Origin of the sequence: Mycobacterium lehmannii (genome assembly GCF_002245535.1) — a bacterium.
Classification (GTDB): Bacteria; Actinomycetota; Actinomycetes; order Mycobacteriales; family Mycobacteriaceae; genus Mycobacterium; species Mycobacterium lehmannii.
This window is the reverse complement of sequence record NZ_NKCN01000002.1, coordinates 131,678-148,859: the sequence shown is the minus strand read 5'-3', so window position 1 is coordinate 148,859 and position 17,182 is coordinate 131,678. Positions and strand designations below refer to the sequence as shown.

Below are 17,182 nucleotides of genomic sequence, written 5' to 3'. Positions count from 1 at the left end.
GCGACGAACAGAAGGCGCTGAGGCATGCCCGAAGGCGACACGGTCTACCGCACCGCCACGAAGCTGCGCGAGGCGTTGGTCGGCAAGCCGCTCACCCGTTGTGACGTTCGGGTGCCCAAGTTCGCCACGGTCGACCTGACGGGCTGCGTCGTCGACGAGGTGATCGACCGGGGTAAGCACCTGTTCATCCGCGTCGGGGACGCCAGCATCCACTCACATCTGAAGATGGAGGGCGCCTGGCTGGTTGGCGGCCAGATCCGTCGGGTACCGGAGTACAAGATCCGGATCCTGTTGCACACCAGCGATTCCCGAGCTGCCGGTGTCGACCTCGGTGTGCTGGAGATCCTGCAGCGTGACCACGATATGGAAGCCGTCGCCCACCTCGGCCCCGACCTGCTCGGCGACGACTGGGAACCGCGCGTCGCCAGGGCCAACCTCGTCGAGGACCCGGAACGGCCGCTGGCCGACGCGCTGCTGGACCAGCGCGTGATGGCGGGCGTCGGCAACGTCTACGCCAACGAGCTCTGCTTCGTCACCGGCTACCTGCCCACCACCCCGGTCGGCAAGGTCAAGGACCCGCTGCGGATGGTGCAGCGGGCCCGAGACATGCTGTGGCTGAACAGGTCCCGCGTCAACCGGACCACGACCGGTGACACCCGCGGCGGTCGCGACCTGTGGGTCTATGGCCGGCGTGGCCGACCGTGCCGACGGTGTGGCACGCCCATCGAGTCGGACTCGGTGCGTCCCGGCAAGCCGGGCGATCGCGTCTCGTACTGGTGTCCGGTCTGCCAGACCTGAACCGTGCCGAAACTGCGGTTTATGACGGGTTTCGGCCGATTCCCATCAGAAACCGCAGTCTCGCCGCGCCGGAGGCGTTACGGCAACGCCAGTCGGACGATCTTGCGCACCACCGTCGCGAACTGCCGCGGCAGCGACCCCGCGTTGTACGGAATCCCGTAGCGGGTGCAGATGTCCTTGACCTCTTCGGAGATCTCGGCCAGGCGGTGCGCCGGGATGTCGGGGAACAGGTGGTGCTCGATCTGGAACGACAGATTCCCGCTCAGAATGTGGAACAGCCTTCCACCCGTCAGGTTCGCCGAGCCGAGCACCTGCCGGAAGTACCACTGACCGCGCGTCTCGGCCTTGGTCTCCTCGACGGAGAACTCCTGCACGTCATCGGGGAAGTGGCCGCAGAAGATGATCATGTACGCCCACACGTTGCGCATCAGGTTCGCGGTCAGGTTCCCCGCGACGACCCACGGGGCGAACGGCCCGGCCAGCAGCGGGAACGCGACATAATCCTTGAGCGTCTGGCGTTTGGTCTTGCGCCAGATGCCCTCGAGGATCTCGCGCTTGTCGGCGATCGTGATCTCACCGGCGCGGATGCGCTCGGTTTCGAGTTCGTGCAGCGCGACGCCGTACTGAAACAGCACCATCAGCAGGAAGGCGTAGACGGGGTTGCCGAGGAAGTACGGCGTCCACTTCTGGTCCTTGCTCATCCGCAGGATGCCGTAACCGACGTCGCGGTCCATCCCGACGATGTTGGTGTAGGTGTGATGCATGTAGTTGTGCGAGTGGCGCCACTGCTCGCCCGGGCAGGCGGTGTCCCACTCGAAGCCCCGGCTGGAGATGTTCGGATCGCCCATCCAGTCGTATTGACCGTGCATGACGTTGTGGCCGATCTCCATGTTGTCGAGGATCTTCGACAGTCCCAGCAGCGCGGTGCCCGCCAGCCAGAACGGCGGGAACACTCCGCCGAACAGCAGGGCCCGCCCGCCGATCTCAAATGCGCGCTGCGTCTTGATGATTCGACGGATGTAGGTGGCATCGCGCTCGCCGAGGTCGGCGATCACGCGCTCCTTGAGCGCGTCGAGTTCGCGGCCGAAGGCCTCGGCCTGCTCGGCGGTCAGACTGATCTTCCTGCCCGCCACCGTCTTTTCGAGGGTGTGCGGTTTCGAAGTGGTATCGGTGATGACAGTCATGTCGAACTCCTTTTCGGTTTCTACAACGCGAGGTCGACGTCGCCGACAGGAGCCGAGACGCAGATCTGCACGTCTTCGTTCTCCGCGGTCGACACCGCGCCGGTGACCAGGTTCTTCACCACGCCGCGCGTCTTGCGGCGGGTGCAGCTGTGGCAGATGCCCATTCGGCATCCGCTTTCGGGGGTCAGGCCTGCGTTTTCGGCCTGCTCCAGCAGCGGGCGGCCGTCGTCGGTCACCGCGACTCCGCTGTCGGCGAACGTGATCGTGCCGCCCGACGGTTCGGCGGGCGCGGTGTACGTCGGCGGGACAAAGCTTTCCGAGACCACGTTCGTGCAGTGCTCGCGCACGGCCGATGCGAGTTCGGGCGGGCCGCAGACGAACACCGCGTCGGGGTCGGGCATCGCCGCCGCCAGATGTGCGGGTCCGAACCGGCCGGTCAGGTCGGAGCCGGCCGTCGACCGCGTGTATCCGTGCAGCACCCGCACGCCGGTCATGGCGTCGAGCTCGGCGCGGTAGCACGCGTCCTCGGCCGAGCGGGCGTAGTGGATGAATGCCACCTCGCCGTCGTACCCGCCGGCTCGCAGCGTCCGCGCCATCGACATCACCGGTGTGATGCCGCTGCCGCCCGACACGAACAGGATGCGGCGCGGTGCGTCGTCGGGGAGCACGAAGTTGCCGCCGACCGAGTCAAGACCCACCACCATGCCGGGGCGGGCGTTCTCGCACAGGTAACCGGAGACCAGCCCGCCGTCATGGCGTCCCACCGTGAGCTCGAGATAGGGGGCGCCCTCGGCGTTGGCCGGAGAGTAGGGCCGGGTGCGACGACGACCGTCGATCTCGACCGTGAGGTTGATGTGCTGTCCGGCGCGAAAACCGGTGAACGCCTGATTCGGCTCCAGCGTGAGGGTGACGCTGCGCGGGGTCTGCCGCCGCACCGCGACCACTTCCGCGCGAGCATCCGAGCGCGTCCACGTGGGCGCGACAAGCTCGGTGTATCGGTCCACGCCATGGGGGCCGGTGAGCAGGTCGACCAGCGGCGACCCGAGCACCCTGTCCCGGAGACCACGCGTCAACGTTTGAGTGAACATATGTACACCGTCCCCGCATGTGCAGCACCTCGTCAACCCATTCACCCAGGTTGTGGTATGTTTCACACAGTGAACAGTCGTACGCCTGGCTCACGGTCGAGCCGGTCGGGACGGTCACGATCGCGCGAGCACCCGCGCACGACCATGTCCCGCGAAGAGCGCAAGGAGGCCACCCGGCAGGCGATCGTCGCGGCCGCCCTCAAGTTGCTCGAAGACCGCAGCTTCTCCGCGCTGAGCCTGCGCGAGGTCACCCGCGAAGCGGGTATCGTGCCTGCGGCCTTCTACCGGCATTTTGAGTCGATGGAAGCCCTCGGGCTCGTCCTCATCGACGAGTCGTTCCGCAGCCTGCGCGACATGCTGCGCGGGGCCCGCGCCGGCAAGCTCGACCCGAAACGGGTCATCGAGTCCAGCGTCGACATCCTCATCGACGGCGTGAACGAACGGCGCGAGCACTGGCGGTTCATCGGCCGCGAACGGAACAGCGGCGTCACCGTTCTGCGCTACGCCATCCGCACCGAGATCCGGCTGATCACCTCCGAGCTCGCGATCGACCTGGCCCGTTTCCCGAACCTGAACACGTGGAGCAGCGAAGATCTCAACATCCTGGCCAGCCTGTTCGTCAACGCGATGATCGTGATCGCCGAGGCCATCGAGGACGCCCACGACCAGGCCGCGCTCAACGAGATCAAGCGGGTGGCAGTCAAGCAGCTGCGGATGATCGCAGTGGGTGTCGGGGGATGGCGCAGCAGCGGGTGAAATCCGGCGCGGGTTAGCGTGTGCTGGATGCCGCACCTCGAATTGGCCTACCCCCGCCCCGACATCGCCGTGCTCACGCTGAACCGCCCCGAGAAGCTCAACGCACTGTCTTACGAACTCGTCGAGGACCTCCACTCGACGCTGGCGCAAATCGACTCCAACAACGAGTGCCGCGTCGTCGTGCTCACCGGCGCCGGACGTGGGTTCTGCTCGGGTCTGGACCTCACCGATCCCAACCCGGAGAAGACAGGCCAGGGAACGGAGTTCCCGCGTTCGGGCATGCGTTGGCAGGAACGCATCGCCGACCTGACCGCACGCATCCACCGGCTGCGCCAACCGGTGATCGCCGCCGTGAACGGGGTCGCGTACGGCGGGGGAATGGGCATCGCGCTGGCCTGCGACATCCGCATCGCCTCGGAGTCGGCGCGCTTCTGCACACAGTTCATCAAGCTGGGCCTCGGTGGCTGCGACATCGGGGTCAGCTACACGCTTCCGCGGATCATCGGCGCCGGCCCGGCGTTCGACCTCATCCTCACCGCGCGCGCTGTCGACGCCCCCGAAGCGCTGAGGCTCGGCCTGGTGTCGCGGGTGTCGACCGACGAAGCGATCGTTTTCGACGCCATGGCGATCGCCGAGATACTCTGCGGCTACGGCAAGTTCGGCCTCGAGTCGACGAAGCAGGTGCTGTGGGCGAACCTGGAGGCGTCGAGCCTGGAAGCGGCCCTGCACTTGGAGAACCGCAGCCAGATCCTGGCCTCGACCAGCGGCGAGATGCGCGAGGCTAGCGAGGCGTTCCGCCGCCGTCCACGATCATGACCGTTCCGGTGATGTAGCTGCCGGCATCCGAGGCCAACAGCAGGGCGGTGCCGACCATCTCGTCGGGCGATGCGAGTCGTTTGAGGAAGGTGCTGCGCGCCATCCCGTCGACGACCTCCTGCGGGTTGTTGCGCATCATGTCGGTGTCCACCGGTCCGGGGGCGATCGCGTTCACCCGGATGCCCGAGGGCGCGAACTCGGCGGCCATCGATCGGGTGAACGACATCAGTGCGGCCTTGTTGGCAGAGTAGATCGAGGTCAACGCCGAGAAGTTGAACGCCCCAACCGAGACCATGTTGATCACACTGGCTTTCGCGCTGGCCTTCAGGTAGGGCAGGGCCGCCTGCACCAGGAACACCGGCCCGCGCAGGTTGACCTCGAAGGATTTCGTCAACGCATCGGGCGTCATCGCACCCAGTGGTTGCGCCAGGGCGTTGGCGGCGTTGTTGACCACCACGTCGACACCGCCGTACTCGTCGACGGTGCGCTGCACCAGCGCCTCGAGGGCATCGACCTCACCCAGGTGGGTCGGCACGCCGACCGCCGAACCCCCGAGGTGGCGCAGATGTTCCGCGGCCCGCTCGCAGGCCTCGGGTTTGCGGCTGGCCACGACGACGCGGGCGCCGGCGAGGACGAAGCCCTCGGCCAACGCGAGGCCGATGCCCCTCGTGCCGCCCGTGACGATCACGGTGCGGTCGGTCATATCGAAGAGACGGTCGAACGAAGCGCGGTCCACGGCCGTCAGTCAAGCAGATGGGTCAGCGGTCAGATGCAACCGCTCACGCTGATCCGTCGCCACACATTCGCGCACACGCTGACGTTCGGCGCAGGTGGCGGCGGTGGTGGCGGAGGAGGCGGTGGCGGCAACTCGTTGAGATACGAAAGCGGGTCCGCGCAGCCGGTCACGTCGACGAACCTGCCGCCGACCGAACCGCAGAGCGTCGCCTCGGCGCTCGGCGGGTTCACCGTCACCAATCCCCCGGCGAACAAGGCCGCAGCAGCGCACAGCACTACCTTGCGCACATCTCCTCCCTCCGGCGACGTGCCAAGCGCCGTCGCCCGACCCGATTGTGGCAGTGACGCACGCGTCAGGGGGCCGAATGCGCGATCGGCGAGTCGCCGTAACGAACCCCTCAGCGTCTTCGATGTCTACTGCGATGCCCGAACCATTCCTTCCTGTATGGTGGCCGCATCCGGCTCCGAACAGGATCACCAGCCGTACATCTAGCTCACCTATTCACCATTTGCTCCATCTTGGCGTGCGGCCTCGGCGCAGCGGCGAGACACACTCGGTCCGGAAGGCAGCGCACAGCCCGCGCGACCCGTGGCACCGGCGACGGATCGATGCTAGGCTAGATGAGCGTCTCGACTTTGCATTTACGGTGTGGCACACCAACTCTCACGCATTCACGCGAGCTTGATCGATTCCACGATCGGTGCGCGATGCCTGCACGAACCGGGTGGTTCGTCCATGCCGATGCAAAGCATAGGGAAACACCTGATTCCTCGCGGCCTGCTCCTGACTAGGTTTGCTATGGCGTCCGGTGCGCAGCACCCGAACAGCATTTCCGTCGATGGTTTCCAGCAGGGGGGACTAGTAGTCGTGGCCGTGAACACCGAGCTGTCGAACAACCGGCACCGTGTGCGCAAGATACTCAGCCGGATGGCGGCCGTACCGCTGGCCTTGGCGGCGGGTTTCGCGATCTGCGCGGCCCCGGCGAACGCGGCCGAGGCGTGGCAGCGGCAGAGCCCGCCGCTGTCGACGCCGTGGACGCATCTCGTCGGACCCAACAACGCCCTGCCGGAATACCCCCGTCCGCAGATGGCGCGGGCGCGCTGGCTGAACCTCAACGGGGTCTGGGCCTACACCGGGCGCTCGCAGGACACCGCGGTGACGACGCCGCCGTCGGCCAAGGAGTTCGACGAGAAGATCCTGGTCCCCTACCCCACGGAGTCGGCGCTGTCGGGGATCAAGCGTCATGACGACCAGATGTGGTACCGCAAGAACTTTCAGGTGCCGGGCACCTGGCGCGGGCAGCGGGTACTGCTGCACTTCGGCGCGGTCGACCAGACCGCGACGGTGTGGGTCAACAACAAGCGTGTCGCCCACCACGAGGGTGGGTTCACCGCGTTCAGCGCCGACATCACCGACGCACTGCGCTGGTCGGGCACCCAGGAGATCGTCGTGCGCGCCGAGGATCGCAACGAAGCCGCACCGTTCGCCGTCGGCAAGCAGCGCAACGATCCCGAGGGTCTCTTCTACACCGGCGCGTCAGGCATCTGGCAGACGGTGTGGATGGAACCCGTGCGCGCCGCCCACGTTGAGAAGCTCGATGTCACAGCGGATTTGAAGGGTTTCACCGTCACAACGCGCTCCACGGGGACGACCGACGAACGCGCCGAGGTGATCGTGTCGGCTCCCGACGGTCCGACGGTGGCCCGCAACTACGGGGAACCGGGCAAGCCGGTGCGCGTACAAATTCCGGACCCACACCTGTGGACACCGGACGACCCGTACCTCTACGACCTGCAGGTGCGGCTGGTCACGCCCGAAGGCAAGGTCGTCGACGAGGTCAACAGCTACGGCGGTCTGCGCACCATCAGCACGGTCAGAGACCCGCAGGGCCGTCCGCGAATCGCGTTGAACGACAAGATCACGTTCCTGCACGGTCCGCTGGACCAGGGCTACTGGCCCGACGGCATCTTCACCGCTCCCACCGACGACGCACTGAGGTTCGACCTCGAACGCACCAAGGCGCTCGGCATGAACTTCGTGCGCAAGCACGCGAAAGTGGAACCGGCGCGCTGGTACTACTGGACGGACAAGCTTGGGCTGCTGGTGTGGCAGGACATGCCGTCGCTCGACGTGTCCCTCGACATTCCGGTCGGCCCCGCACCGGAGCCGTCGCCGCAGGCGAAGGTCAACTTCGAACGCGAACTCGTCGAGATGATCGACCAGTTGCGAAGCGTCACTTCGATCGTCGGCTGGGTCCCGTTCAACGAGGGATGGGGCGAATTCGACACCGCGCGGATCGCAGGTGTGGCCAAGGCCGCCGACCCGACCCGGATGGTGAACGCCAACAGCGGGGTGAACTGCTGCAAGTCCAGGCCCGACAGCAGGGCCGGCGACGTCTACGACGACCACACCTACGTCGGCCCCGGCCGCCCGGTCCTGCACGACAACCCGGCCACCCCGCGCGACGAGCGCACGATGCTCGGCAACCGTCCGATACCGCTCGAGCATCGCGTGGTGGTGAACGGTGAGTATGGCGGGCTCGGGCTGATCCCCCACGGCAATCGCTGGCCGGGCAGGCCGCAGGCCTACGAAATGACCGACAGCCGAGCGCGATTGACCGAGCGCTACGTCCAGGTGAGCCGCGACCTCGAGGACGAGGTCCGAAAGGGTGGCCTGTCCGGCGCCATCTACACCCAGACCACCGACGTCGAGAACGAGGTCAACGGGTACATGACCTACGACCGCTGGCTGGTCAAGATGTCGCTGCGGACGGTCGCCGAACGCAACCGCGCCGTGATCGCCGCGGGGGCAAAGGTCGACGAGCCGGTCGAGCGTCGCTGAGTCACAAGGTCCGGGTGCTGACGAAGTCGCATTGACGTCCGATGAGCGGGTCGGTGAACTCGAGGCGTTGTGCGAGAAGCTGCAGCGGGCGCGAGAAGTCGTCCGGGGCGACGTCGGTCACCGCCGGGTACAGCGGATCGTTGACGATCGGCAGGCCCAGCGAGGCCATGTGCACCCGAAGCTGATGCGTGCGGCCGGTCTGCGGTGTCAGCCGATACAGTCCGTCACCGAGATGCTCGATCACCGTCTCGGCGTTCGGCTCGCCCGGCTCCTCCACCGCCTGTAACCGTCCACGCCGCTTGACGATTCGACTGCGCACCGTGATCGGAAACTCAAGCGCCGGATCCGCTGCGGCCCGCGCCAGATACGTCTTGCGCACCTGACCGCGCGCGAACATGGTCTGATACGCGCCGCGCACCTCGCGCCGCGTCGTGAACAGCAGCACACCGGCGGTCAACCGGTCCAGGCGATGCGCCGGCGACAACTCCGGCAGGTCCAGTTCGCGGCGCAGCCGCACCAGCGCGGTCTGCGCGACATGGCGACCGCGCGGCATCGTCGCCAGGTAGTGTGGTTTGTCGACCACCACGATGTCGTCGTCGCGGTACAGCACGGGGATGTCGAACGGCACCGGAACCTCGTCGCGCAGTTCGCGGTACAGGTACACGAACGCACCGGGCGGCAGTACGGTCCCCGCGGTCACGACGTCGCCGTCGGCCGTGACCACCTCCCCCGCAAGCACTTTGGCCGCGGCCGCCTCACCGAACCGGTCGGCCAGCTCGACCAGGACCGCGCCGCCACGCAGCCGCACCCGTGCCGGACCCAACCCGTCGCGCACGGGCAGCGGCGCCGGGCGCCTCAATGCCTGCGCCTCAATTGAGCGGAACGGGTTCGAGGATCTCGGCGCGTGCTTCCGGTGCCGCCGCCCGCAACTCATCGGCGCACTCGTCGTCGGGTTCCTGCTGCGAGCGGATCTCCGCATCCACCCGCGCCAGATACGTGTTGACCTCGCGGTCGATGTCCTCGTCGCTCCAACCCAGCACCGGCGCAACCACTTCGGCGACCTCGCGCGCGCAGTCCACGCCGCGGTGCGGGTACTCGATCGATATCCGCATCCGCCGGGCCAGGATGTCCTCCAGATGCAATGCGCCCTCGGCGGCCACGGCGTAGAAAGCCTCGACCTTCAGGTAGACCGGCGCCTCGGTGATGGGGGTCAGCAGTTCTGGATTGCCCTCGGCCATCTGCAGTACCTCGCCGATCAGCGACCCGTACCGGTCCAGCAGGTGGCGCACCCGGTACGGATGCAGGTCGTAATGCTTTCCGACGCTCTGGGTCTGGTTGATCAGCGCGAAGTAGCCGTCGGCGCCCATCAGGGGGACCTTCTCGGTGATCGAGCGCGCCACCCGCGCCGGGATGTACTCGGCGGCAGCGTCGATGGCGTCCTCACCCATCACCCGATAGGTCGTGTACTTGCCGCCGGCGATCGCGACCAATCCCGGGGCGGGCACCGCGACGGCGTGCTCACGCGACAGCTTCGAGGTCTCCTCGCTCTCGCCGGCCAGCAACGGTCGCAGACCGGCGTATACGCCGTCGATGTCGTCGTGGGTCAGCGGCGTTGCCAACACCGTGTTGACGGTCTCGAGGAGGTAGTCGATGTCGACTTTGGTGGCCGCGGGGTGCGCCAAGTCCAGATTCCAGTCGGTGTCGGTGGTCCCGATGATCCAGTGCGTGCCCCACGGAATCACGAACAGCACCGACTTCTCGGTGCGCAGGATGATCGCCACCTCGCTGACGATCCGGTCACGCGGCACCACGATGTGTACGCCCTTGGAGGCGCGCACCCGAAATCGCCCGCGCTGCTTGGACAATGCCTGGATCTCGTCGGTCCACACACCGGTGGCGTTCACGACGACGTGCCCGTGCACCTCGGTCACAGAGCCGTTCTCGGAGTCGCGGACCTCCACGCCGGTGACGCGGTCTCCCTCCCGCAGCAACGCGACCACCTGCGTCGAGGTCCGCACCACGGCGCCGTAGTGCGCGGCCGTGCGCGCCACGGTCATCGTGTGGCGTGCGTCGTCGACCACCGTGTCGTAATACCGGATGCCGCCGATCAACGACGACCGCTTGAGCCCCGGCGCCAGCCGCAGCGCTCCGGACTTCGTCAGATGCTTCTGCGCCGGGACCGATTTCGCGCCACCCAGCTGGTCGTAGAGGAAGATGCCCGCCGCGACGTACGGACGCTCCCACCACCGGTTGGTCAGCGGAAACAGAAACGGCAGCGGTTTGACCAGATGCGGCGCCAGCGTCGTCAGCGATAGTTCGCGTTCGTGCAACGCCTCGCGCACCAACCCGAACTCCAACTGCTCGAGATAACGCAGCCCGCCGTGGAACATCTTCGACGACCGGCTCGACGTGCCCGACGCGAAGTCGCGCGCCTCGACGAGCGCGACCTTCAGACCGCGCGTGGCCGCATCCAGTGCCGCACCCGCCCCGACGACTCCCCCGCCGATCACGACGACGTCGAACTGCTCGCTGCCGAGCCGCTCCCAAGCCTCGGCCCGCTGCTGGGGACCCAGAAGCGTCTGCCCGTTCGCCGGGATCGGGTCACTCACCGGATTGGCTCCTAGTTACTCGTGGGTACACTCGCCCCGTCCAGGCTACGTGGACTCAGTCCAGATCGTCGTGCGCCATCAGGCGGCGGCCCGCTTCGGTGATCGACCCCGACAGCGACGGGTAGACCGAGAACGTCTGCGCCAGATCCTCGACGTCGTTGCCGTTCTGCACGGCCAGCGCGATCGGCATGATCAGCTCCGATGCGATCGGCGCAACCACCACACCGCCGATCACCACTCCGGTCGCCGGGCGGCAGAAGATCTTGACGAAACCCCGACGCAGGCTCGACATCTTGGCGCGGGCGTTCGTGTTGAGCGGCAGCGTGATCGTTCGCGCGGCCACCGAACCGTCGTCGATCCTGGACTGCGGCACCCCCACCGCGGCGATCTCGGGCCTGGTGAACACCGCCGCGGCTACCGTCCGCAACCGGATCGGTTCGAGCCCCTCGCCCAGCACGTGGTACATCGCGATGCGGCCCTGCATGGCGGCTACCGAGGCCAGCAGCATCAGGCCCGTGCAGTCACCGGCGGCGTAAATGCCGGGCACCCCGGTGCGCGACACCCGGTCGACCTTCAGATAGTCACCATCACCGAGCTCGATGCCCACCCGTTCGAGGCCAAGGCCGCTGGTGTTGGGCACCGACCCGACCGTCATCAACGCGTGGCTGCCCTCCACGGTGCGCCCGTCGGTCATCGTGACCAGCACACCGGAGCCGTTGCGCGTGACCGACTGGGCCCGCGCGTTCTTGACCAACGTCACACCGCGGTCGCTCAAAGCGTCCTCGAGCACGGCGGCGGCGTCGGAGTCCTCGTGAGGCAGGATCTGGTCGCGGCTCGCGACCACCGTCACCTTGACCCCGAGTTCGGTGTAGGCGTTGACGAACTCCGCGCCGGTGACACCGGAGCCGACGACGACGAGGTGCTCGGGCAGCTCGTCGAGGTCGTAGAGCTGGCGCCAGTTGAGGATGCGTTCGCCGTCGGGTTCGGCGCCGGGCAGCACGCGGGGGCTGGCGCCGGTGGCGATCAGCACGACGTCAGCCTTGATCGTGCTGACGGTGCCGTCGTGCTCGGTCACCTTGACCGTGTGGGTCGCCATCCCCGCCATGTCGTCGACCAGTTCACCGCGACCGGCGATCAGCGTGACGCCGTCGCTGCGCAGCCGTTCGGCGATATCGGCCGACTGCGCGGCGGCCAGCGTCTTGACCCGCTCGTTGAGCTTGGACAGCGCGATCTCGGCATCGGAGAACTCCAGCGCATACCCGAGGTCGGGGGCCCGACGCAGTTCGGTGCGCACACCGGTGGACGCGATGAATGTCTTGGACGGGACGCAATCCCACAGCACGCAGGCGCCGCCGATGCCGTCGGAGTCGATGACGGTGACCTCGGCAACTTCGGGTCCACGGGCCGCGGCGACCAGTGCGGCCTCATAGCCGGCGGGCCCGCCGCCGATGATCACGATGCGGGTTGCCACGTCCCCAACCTAACGAAGCGGGAGGTTGATCGCCCGCGCGGCGCGCGAACCCTTAGTCTTTCCTGGTGCCGCTCTATGCCGCTTATGGATCGAACATGCATCCGGAGCAGATGTTGCAGCGCGCACCTCATTCTCCGATGGCGGGAACGGGCTGGCTGTACGGCTGGCGTCTGACGTTCGGCGGGGCGGACATCGGCTGGGAGGGTGCGCTCGCCACCGTCGTCGAGGATCCGACGTCGAAGGTCTTCGTCGTGCTCTACGACATGACCAAGGACGACGAGTCCAACCTGGATCGCTGGGAAGGCTCGGAACTCGGTTTCCACAAGAAGATCCGTTGCCGGGTGCATCGGATCTCGTCGGACACCGACTTCGAGCCCGTGCTCGCCTGGCTGTACGTGGTGGACGCGTGGGAGGGTGGTTTGCCGTCGGCGCGCTATCTCGGCGTGATGGCCGACGCCGCCGAAATTGCAGGCGCGCCAGCCGAGTACGTCCACCACCTGCGGACCCGACCCGCACTCAACATCGGCCCGGGCTCCTAGCCCTAGTGCCGCGAGCGACCGTGTTTGTCCCGCGACACGCCGTACTTCGCGGACAATTCGCGGTCGCTCACGCCGCGCGAGCGCGCCGAAGCTGCCTGTCGATGCGGTCGACCAACTGCCACTGCCGGTGGCGGACGTCGTCGAAAACGATCGCAATCACCGTCCAGCCGACGTCGAGCAGCGCTGCACTCCGCCTGCGGTCGCGCCGCATGGCCTCGGGGTCGCTGTGCCAATCGACGCCGTCGTACTCGACGGCCACGTGCACGTCGGGCCACGCGAAGTCCAGGCGCCGCAGCTCGCCGTTACCGTCGACGACCTCGTACTGCAGCTCGGGTGTCGGCAGGCCACCGTCGATCATCGCGAGGCGCGCTTCGCTCTCCATCGGCGACTCCGAACGCGCGTCGGCCAGGGCGATCAACTCCCGAACGGCGACGATGCCGCGCCGCCCCGCCTGGGCGACCGCGGCGCGCCACAACTCGGTCCGATTGCAGGTGCCGCTTCGCAGAGCCGCGTCCAAGGTGGCCAGTGCCCTCGGGCGGCGTTGTGAGCGGGCGACTTCCACGGCGGTCCATGCCGGCGTCGTTGCCGGTCTGCCGCCGACGACACCCAGCGGCGCACCCTGACGACGATGAACGACCAAGCCGTCGCTCGATCGCAACCGTGAGCCCGGCGGGCTGAGCACGTGGAGGTCGGCCGGCTCCTCGGTATCGAAGCCGTACAACGCCGCGGCAGTATGCAGGCACGCCGCGACCGGCCTTCCGCAGCGGAAGTCCAGTCCCCGCAACAGCAATATGTCGTCGGGTTCGTCGAGGCAGTAGACGCCCGGCCAAAGTCGTTGCAGCGGGCCGGTTTCGAGCGCCTTCTCGAAACTCCGTCTGGTCAAGTGCTGCAGAATCTGGCCGCTGGACGCCAGTCCTGCCTGGGCGCTGAAGAGTTGCAGCAACTCTGGGTTCACCCGCCGATCGTCAACGACGAAGGCTCATCGCCCGCGGGTGTCGCACGCGAATGTGGATGAAGCGCGCTTTGGGGACGATCAACCGCCGCGAGCGACCGCTTACTGTCCGCTCATAGCGGCGTGTCGCGGGGCAGACACGGTCGCTCGCGGAAATTAGAACGCGGCGGCGTGGTCGATGATGTTGACGAGCACCCGCACCCCAACCGCGAGCGCCCTCTCGTCGAGGTCGAACGTCGGCTGATGCAAATCCAACTGAGGTCCGCGGCCGGTCCACACACCCAGCCGGGCCATGGCGCCGGGCACTTCCTCCAGGTACCACGAGAAGTCCTCGCCGCCACCGGACTGCCGGGTGTCGGCCAGCACGTCGGGTCCGATCGCCTCGATCGCGTGGGTGAGGATGCGCGTCGAGATCTCCTCGTTGACCACCGGCGGCACACCGCGACGGTACTGCACCGTGTACTCGATGTGTAGCGGCGCCAACAAAGACGAAATGATCTCCCGCACAATGTCTTCGAGTGTTTCCCAGGTGTCGCGGCTCGCGGTCCGGATGGTGCCGGCCAGCGTTCCGGTCTGCGGGATTGCGTTGGCGGCGACGCCCGCGTTCACCGCACCCCACACCATCACGGTGCTGTTGCGCGGATCGATGCGACGCGACAACACGCCAGGCACCCCGGTGATCAACGTGCCGAGCCCGTAAACGAGATCGCCGGTGAGATGCGGTCGCGAGGTGTGGCCACCGGGCGAATGCAACGTCACCTCGAGCTGATCGGCGGCCGACGTGATCGGCCCGGGCCGCATCGCCACCTTTCCGACCGCCAGCCGCGGGTCACAGTGCAACGCGAAGATCCGCGACACACCCGACAGCGCGCCCGCGGCGATCGCGTCGATCGCGCCGCCCGGCATCAGCTCCTCGGCGGCCTGGAAGATCAGCCGCACCCCGACGGGGAGTTCGGGCACCGACGCCAGCGCCAGCGCGGCGCCCAGCAGGATCGCGGTGTGCGCATCGTGCCCGCAGGCGTGCGATACGCCCGGAACCAGCGACGCGTACGCCGCGCCGGTCCGGTCGGCCATCGGCAGCGCGTCCATATCGGCACGCAAAGCGATCCGCGGCCCGTGCTCGGGCCCGAAGTCGCACGTCAGGCCGGTGCCGCCGGGCAGTACCTTCGGGTTCAGGCCCGCGTCGGCCAGCCGCGATGCGACGAACTGCGTGGTGGCGAACTCCTGGCGCCCCAACTCCGGATGCATGTGAATGTGGCGGCGCCACTCCACGAGGTCGTCGAAGTGGGCCGACAGCCACCGGGCGGCGGCGTGGGGCAGCACGCTCACGACGCCCGCCTCGCTTGCAGTTCCAGCACCCGGTCGCGTTCGCGGGGCGTCTCGGCCAACCGCACAACCGTGCGGGCCAGCATGACCGCGCCCTCGACGACCGCCTTGTCGGCGCTCGGGCTCGCCGCGGCCTCGGTGAACGCGGGCTGGTGCACCGACGCACCGCCCGCGTCGATGCCGACGATGGGGTGGATTCCGGGCATCACCTGCGTGACGTTGCCCATATCGGTGCTGCCCAGCGGCAACGCCGCCTCCAGTTCCGGGGAAACCGGGTCGCGGCCCATCCGCTGCATCTCAGCGCGGAACGTCTCGGCCAGCCAGGTGTCCGGGGTCAGTTCGTGGTAGCTGGGTTCGGTCTCGGCGACGTCGTGGCCGCAACCGGTGGCCACCGCCCCGGCCAGGAAGCAGTCCGCCATCCGCTGTTCGAGGTCGCGCAGCGACGTCGCGTCGTTGGCCCGCATCGTGTACTGCATCTCGGCTCGTGCCGGGATGACGTTGGTGGCCTGGCCGCCGTCGGTGACGATGCCGTGCGCCATCTGGCCCGGCGCCATCTGCTGGCGCAGCAGCCCGATCGCCACCTGCGCGACTGTGATCGCGTCGGCGGCGTTGACGCCGAGGTACGGCGCCACGGCGGCATGGGCTTCCCTGCCCTCGTACCGGACCGCGACCTGCGACAGTGCCAGCGACCGCGCGGCCGCGATGTCGAGCGGACCGGGGTGCAGCATCACCGAGGCGGCGACGTCGTCGAACGTGCCTGCGTTCAGCATCAGCACCTTCCCGCCGCCCGCCTCCTCGGCAGGCGTGCCGAGAAGCACCACCGTCAATCCCAGCCGGTCGGCCACGTCGGCCAAGGCCAGGGCGGCGCCGACGGCTGAGGCCGCAATGATGTTGTGCCCACAGGCGTGCCCGATACCGGGCAGCGCGTCGTACTCGGCGCAGACGCCGATGACGAGCGGCCCGCTGCCGTATTCGGCGCGAAACGCCGTCTCGAGCCCCGCGGGCGCCCGTGTCACCTCGAATCCGTATTCGGCGACCAGCGTCTGGGTCTTGGCGCAGCTGCGGTGTTCGGCGAACGCGAGTTCCGGCTCGGCGTGGATGGAATGCGAAAGTTCGACCAGGTCGTCACGGCGTCGGCGGACGGCGTCCTCAACGACGTCCGACGCGGTGGGTGCTGGCATCTTGGCAGTATCTCACTGCGGCCGCACGCCGGGTCCGACAGATAAGCTCGCCCACTGTGACCGATGCCCAGGCAGTGGCCGTCGAATCGGCCGTAGCGCTGGCCGAGCGCACCGGCGTCGACCGCCACGACGTCGCCGTCGTGCTCGGTTCGGGCTGGGCGCCTGCGGTGGAACGGCTGGGCGATCCGGTCGCCGTGGTTCCGGTCGCGGAGTTGCCGGGGTTCGCGCCACCGACGGCCGAGGGTCACGGCGGCCAGGTGTTGTCGATGCGCATCGCCGATCACCGAGTGCTGGTCTTCGTGGGCCGCATCCACCCCTACGAGGGCCACGACCTGCGCCACGTCGTGCATCCGGTCCGCGCCGCCTGCGCTTCCGGAGTGCACACCATCGTGTTGACCAACGCCGCGGGTGGGCTGCGCGAGGACTTCACCGTCGGACAGCCGGTTCTGATCGGCGACCACCTCAACCTGACCGGACGCTCGCCGCTGGTGGGCGCTCGGTTCGTCAACATGGTCGACGCGTACGCCCCGCGCCTGCGCGAGCTCGCCAGGGAGATCGACCCGACGCTGGTCGACGGCGTCTACGCCGGCCTGCCGGGGCCGCAGTACGAGACGCCCGCCGAGATCCGGATGCTGCGCATCGTGGGCGCCGACCTCGTCGGGATGTCGACCGTGCACGAGACCATCGCCGCCCGCGAAGCCGGCGCGCAGGTGCTGGGAGTATCGCTGGTGACGAACCTCGCGGCGGGCATGACCGGGCTGCCGCTCAACCATGAAGAGGTGCTGGAGGCCGGCCGTCAGTCGGCGACGCAGATGGGCACCCTGCTGGCCGCGGTCATCGCCCGGCTCTGAGGTCGAAGTCGCCGGAATATGCGGCCGTGAAACT

General features: G+C 67.9%; 16 protein-coding genes. 6 read left to right on the top strand and 10 right to left on the bottom strand.

Features of this window, described 5'->3' with window-relative positions:
• Positions 1-24 precede the first annotated feature (24 nt).
• A complete protein-coding gene (nei2, locus tag CEX87_RS03150) occupies positions 25-798 on the top strand; it encodes an endonuclease VIII Nei2 (protein WP_094285942.1) in 774 nt (257 codons plus the stop codon).
• A gap of 77 nt (positions 799-875) precedes the next feature.
• On the opposite strand, the gene CEX87_RS03145 is transcribed toward nei2, so the two are convergent.
• Together CEX87_RS03145 and CEX87_RS03140 are read right to left on the bottom strand one after the other, a co-directional pair.
• Positions 876-1,982, bottom strand: a complete 1,107-nt coding sequence (locus CEX87_RS03145; RefSeq protein WP_064428540.1) for a fatty acid desaturase family protein — start codon at positions 1,980-1,982, stop codon at positions 876-878.
• Between the two features lie 20 nt (positions 1,983-2,002).
• A complete protein-coding gene (locus CEX87_RS03140; RefSeq protein ID WP_094285940.1) occupies positions 2,003-3,070 on the bottom strand; it encodes a ferredoxin reductase in 1,068 nt (355 codons plus the stop codon).
• Between the two features lie 69 nt (positions 3,071-3,139).
• Here CEX87_RS03140 and CEX87_RS03135 point away from each other — a divergent pair, with 69 nt between their 5' ends.
• Both CEX87_RS03135 and CEX87_RS03130 read left to right on the top strand, forming a co-directional pair.
• Positions 3,140-3,826, top strand: coding sequence for a TetR family transcriptional regulator (locus CEX87_RS03135; RefSeq protein WP_064426928.1), 687 nt, complete (start codon positions 3,140-3,142; stop codon positions 3,824-3,826).
• Positions 3,827-3,853: 27 nt separating this feature from the next.
• A complete protein-coding gene (locus CEX87_RS03130; protein WP_064419203.1) occupies positions 3,854-4,642 on the top strand; it encodes an enoyl-CoA hydratase/isomerase family protein in 789 nt (262 codons plus the stop codon).
• Here CEX87_RS03130 and CEX87_RS03125 read toward each other — a convergent pair.
• Together CEX87_RS03125 and CEX87_RS03120 are read right to left on the bottom strand one after the other, a co-directional pair.
• Complete coding sequence (locus CEX87_RS03125; protein ID WP_064426915.1) at positions 4,608-5,378, bottom strand: SDR family NAD(P)-dependent oxidoreductase; 771 nt, start codon at positions 5,376-5,378, stop codon at positions 4,608-4,610. The genes CEX87_RS03130 and CEX87_RS03125 overlap by 35 nt on opposite strands.
• Positions 5,379-5,407: 29 nt before the next feature.
• A complete protein-coding gene (locus tag CEX87_RS03120) occupies positions 5,408-5,665 on the bottom strand; it encodes an RNA-binding protein (RefSeq protein WP_094285938.1) in 258 nt (85 codons plus the stop codon).
• Positions 5,666-6,305: 640 nt separating this feature from the next.
• Here CEX87_RS03120 and CEX87_RS03115 point away from each other — a divergent pair.
• A complete protein-coding gene (locus tag CEX87_RS03115) occupies positions 6,306-8,219 on the top strand; it encodes a glycoside hydrolase family 2 protein (protein WP_094286207.1) in 1,914 nt (637 codons plus the stop codon).
• Position 8,220: 1 nt separating this feature from the next.
• Here CEX87_RS03115 and CEX87_RS03110 read toward each other — a convergent pair whose 3' ends face one another.
• From CEX87_RS03110 to CEX87_RS03100, 3 genes are read right to left on the bottom strand one after another with little or no spacing between them, the layout of a single operon-like run.
• A complete protein-coding gene (locus CEX87_RS03110; protein WP_233151262.1) occupies positions 8,221-9,078 on the bottom strand; it encodes a pseudouridine synthase in 858 nt (285 codons plus the stop codon).
• 10 nt (positions 9,079-9,088) lie between these two features.
• Entirely contained in the window at positions 9,089-10,828 is a 1,740-nt protein-coding gene (locus CEX87_RS03105; protein WP_094285934.1) for a glycerol-3-phosphate dehydrogenase/oxidase, read from the bottom strand.
• A 55-nt stretch (positions 10,829-10,883) separates the two neighbouring features.
• On the bottom strand, positions 10,884-12,299 hold the full coding sequence (locus tag CEX87_RS03100) for an NAD(P)H-quinone dehydrogenase (RefSeq protein ID WP_064394214.1): 1,416 nt from the start codon (positions 12,297-12,299) through the stop codon (positions 10,884-10,886).
• 65 nt (positions 12,300-12,364) lie between these two features.
• On the opposite strand from CEX87_RS03100, the gene CEX87_RS03095 reads away from it, so the two are divergent.
• Positions 12,365-12,838 (top strand): gamma-glutamylcyclotransferase, encoded by a 474-nt coding sequence (locus tag CEX87_RS03095; protein ID WP_064394215.1) that lies wholly within the window; start codon positions 12,365-12,367, stop codon positions 12,836-12,838.
• Positions 12,839-12,905: 67 nt separating this feature from the next.
• Here CEX87_RS03095 and CEX87_RS03090 read toward each other — a convergent pair whose 3' ends face one another.
• The 3 genes from CEX87_RS03090 to CEX87_RS03080 all read right to left on the bottom strand — a co-directional run bounded on the left by CEX87_RS03090 (position 12,906) and on the right by CEX87_RS03080 (position 16,297).
• Complete coding sequence (locus tag CEX87_RS03090) at positions 12,906-13,793, bottom strand: type IV toxin-antitoxin system AbiEi family antitoxin (RefSeq protein WP_094285932.1); 888 nt, start codon at positions 13,791-13,793, stop codon at positions 12,906-12,908.
• Between the two features lie 153 nt (positions 13,794-13,946).
• Positions 13,947-15,119, bottom strand: coding sequence for an amidohydrolase (locus tag CEX87_RS03085; protein ID WP_064394217.1), 1,173 nt, complete (start codon positions 15,117-15,119; stop codon positions 13,947-13,949).
• Positions 15,116-16,297, bottom strand: coding sequence for a M20 family metallopeptidase (locus CEX87_RS03080; protein WP_064419134.1), 1,182 nt, complete (start codon positions 16,295-16,297; stop codon positions 15,116-15,118). The genes CEX87_RS03085 and CEX87_RS03080 overlap by 4 nt, the downstream gene beginning before the upstream one ends.
• Positions 16,298-16,353: 56 nt before the next feature.
• On the opposite strand from CEX87_RS03080, the gene CEX87_RS03075 reads away from it, so the two are divergent.
• Positions 16,354-17,148, top strand: coding sequence for a purine-nucleoside phosphorylase (locus CEX87_RS03075; protein ID WP_094285931.1), 795 nt, complete (start codon positions 16,354-16,356; stop codon positions 17,146-17,148).
• Positions 17,149-17,182 lie beyond the last annotated feature (34 nt).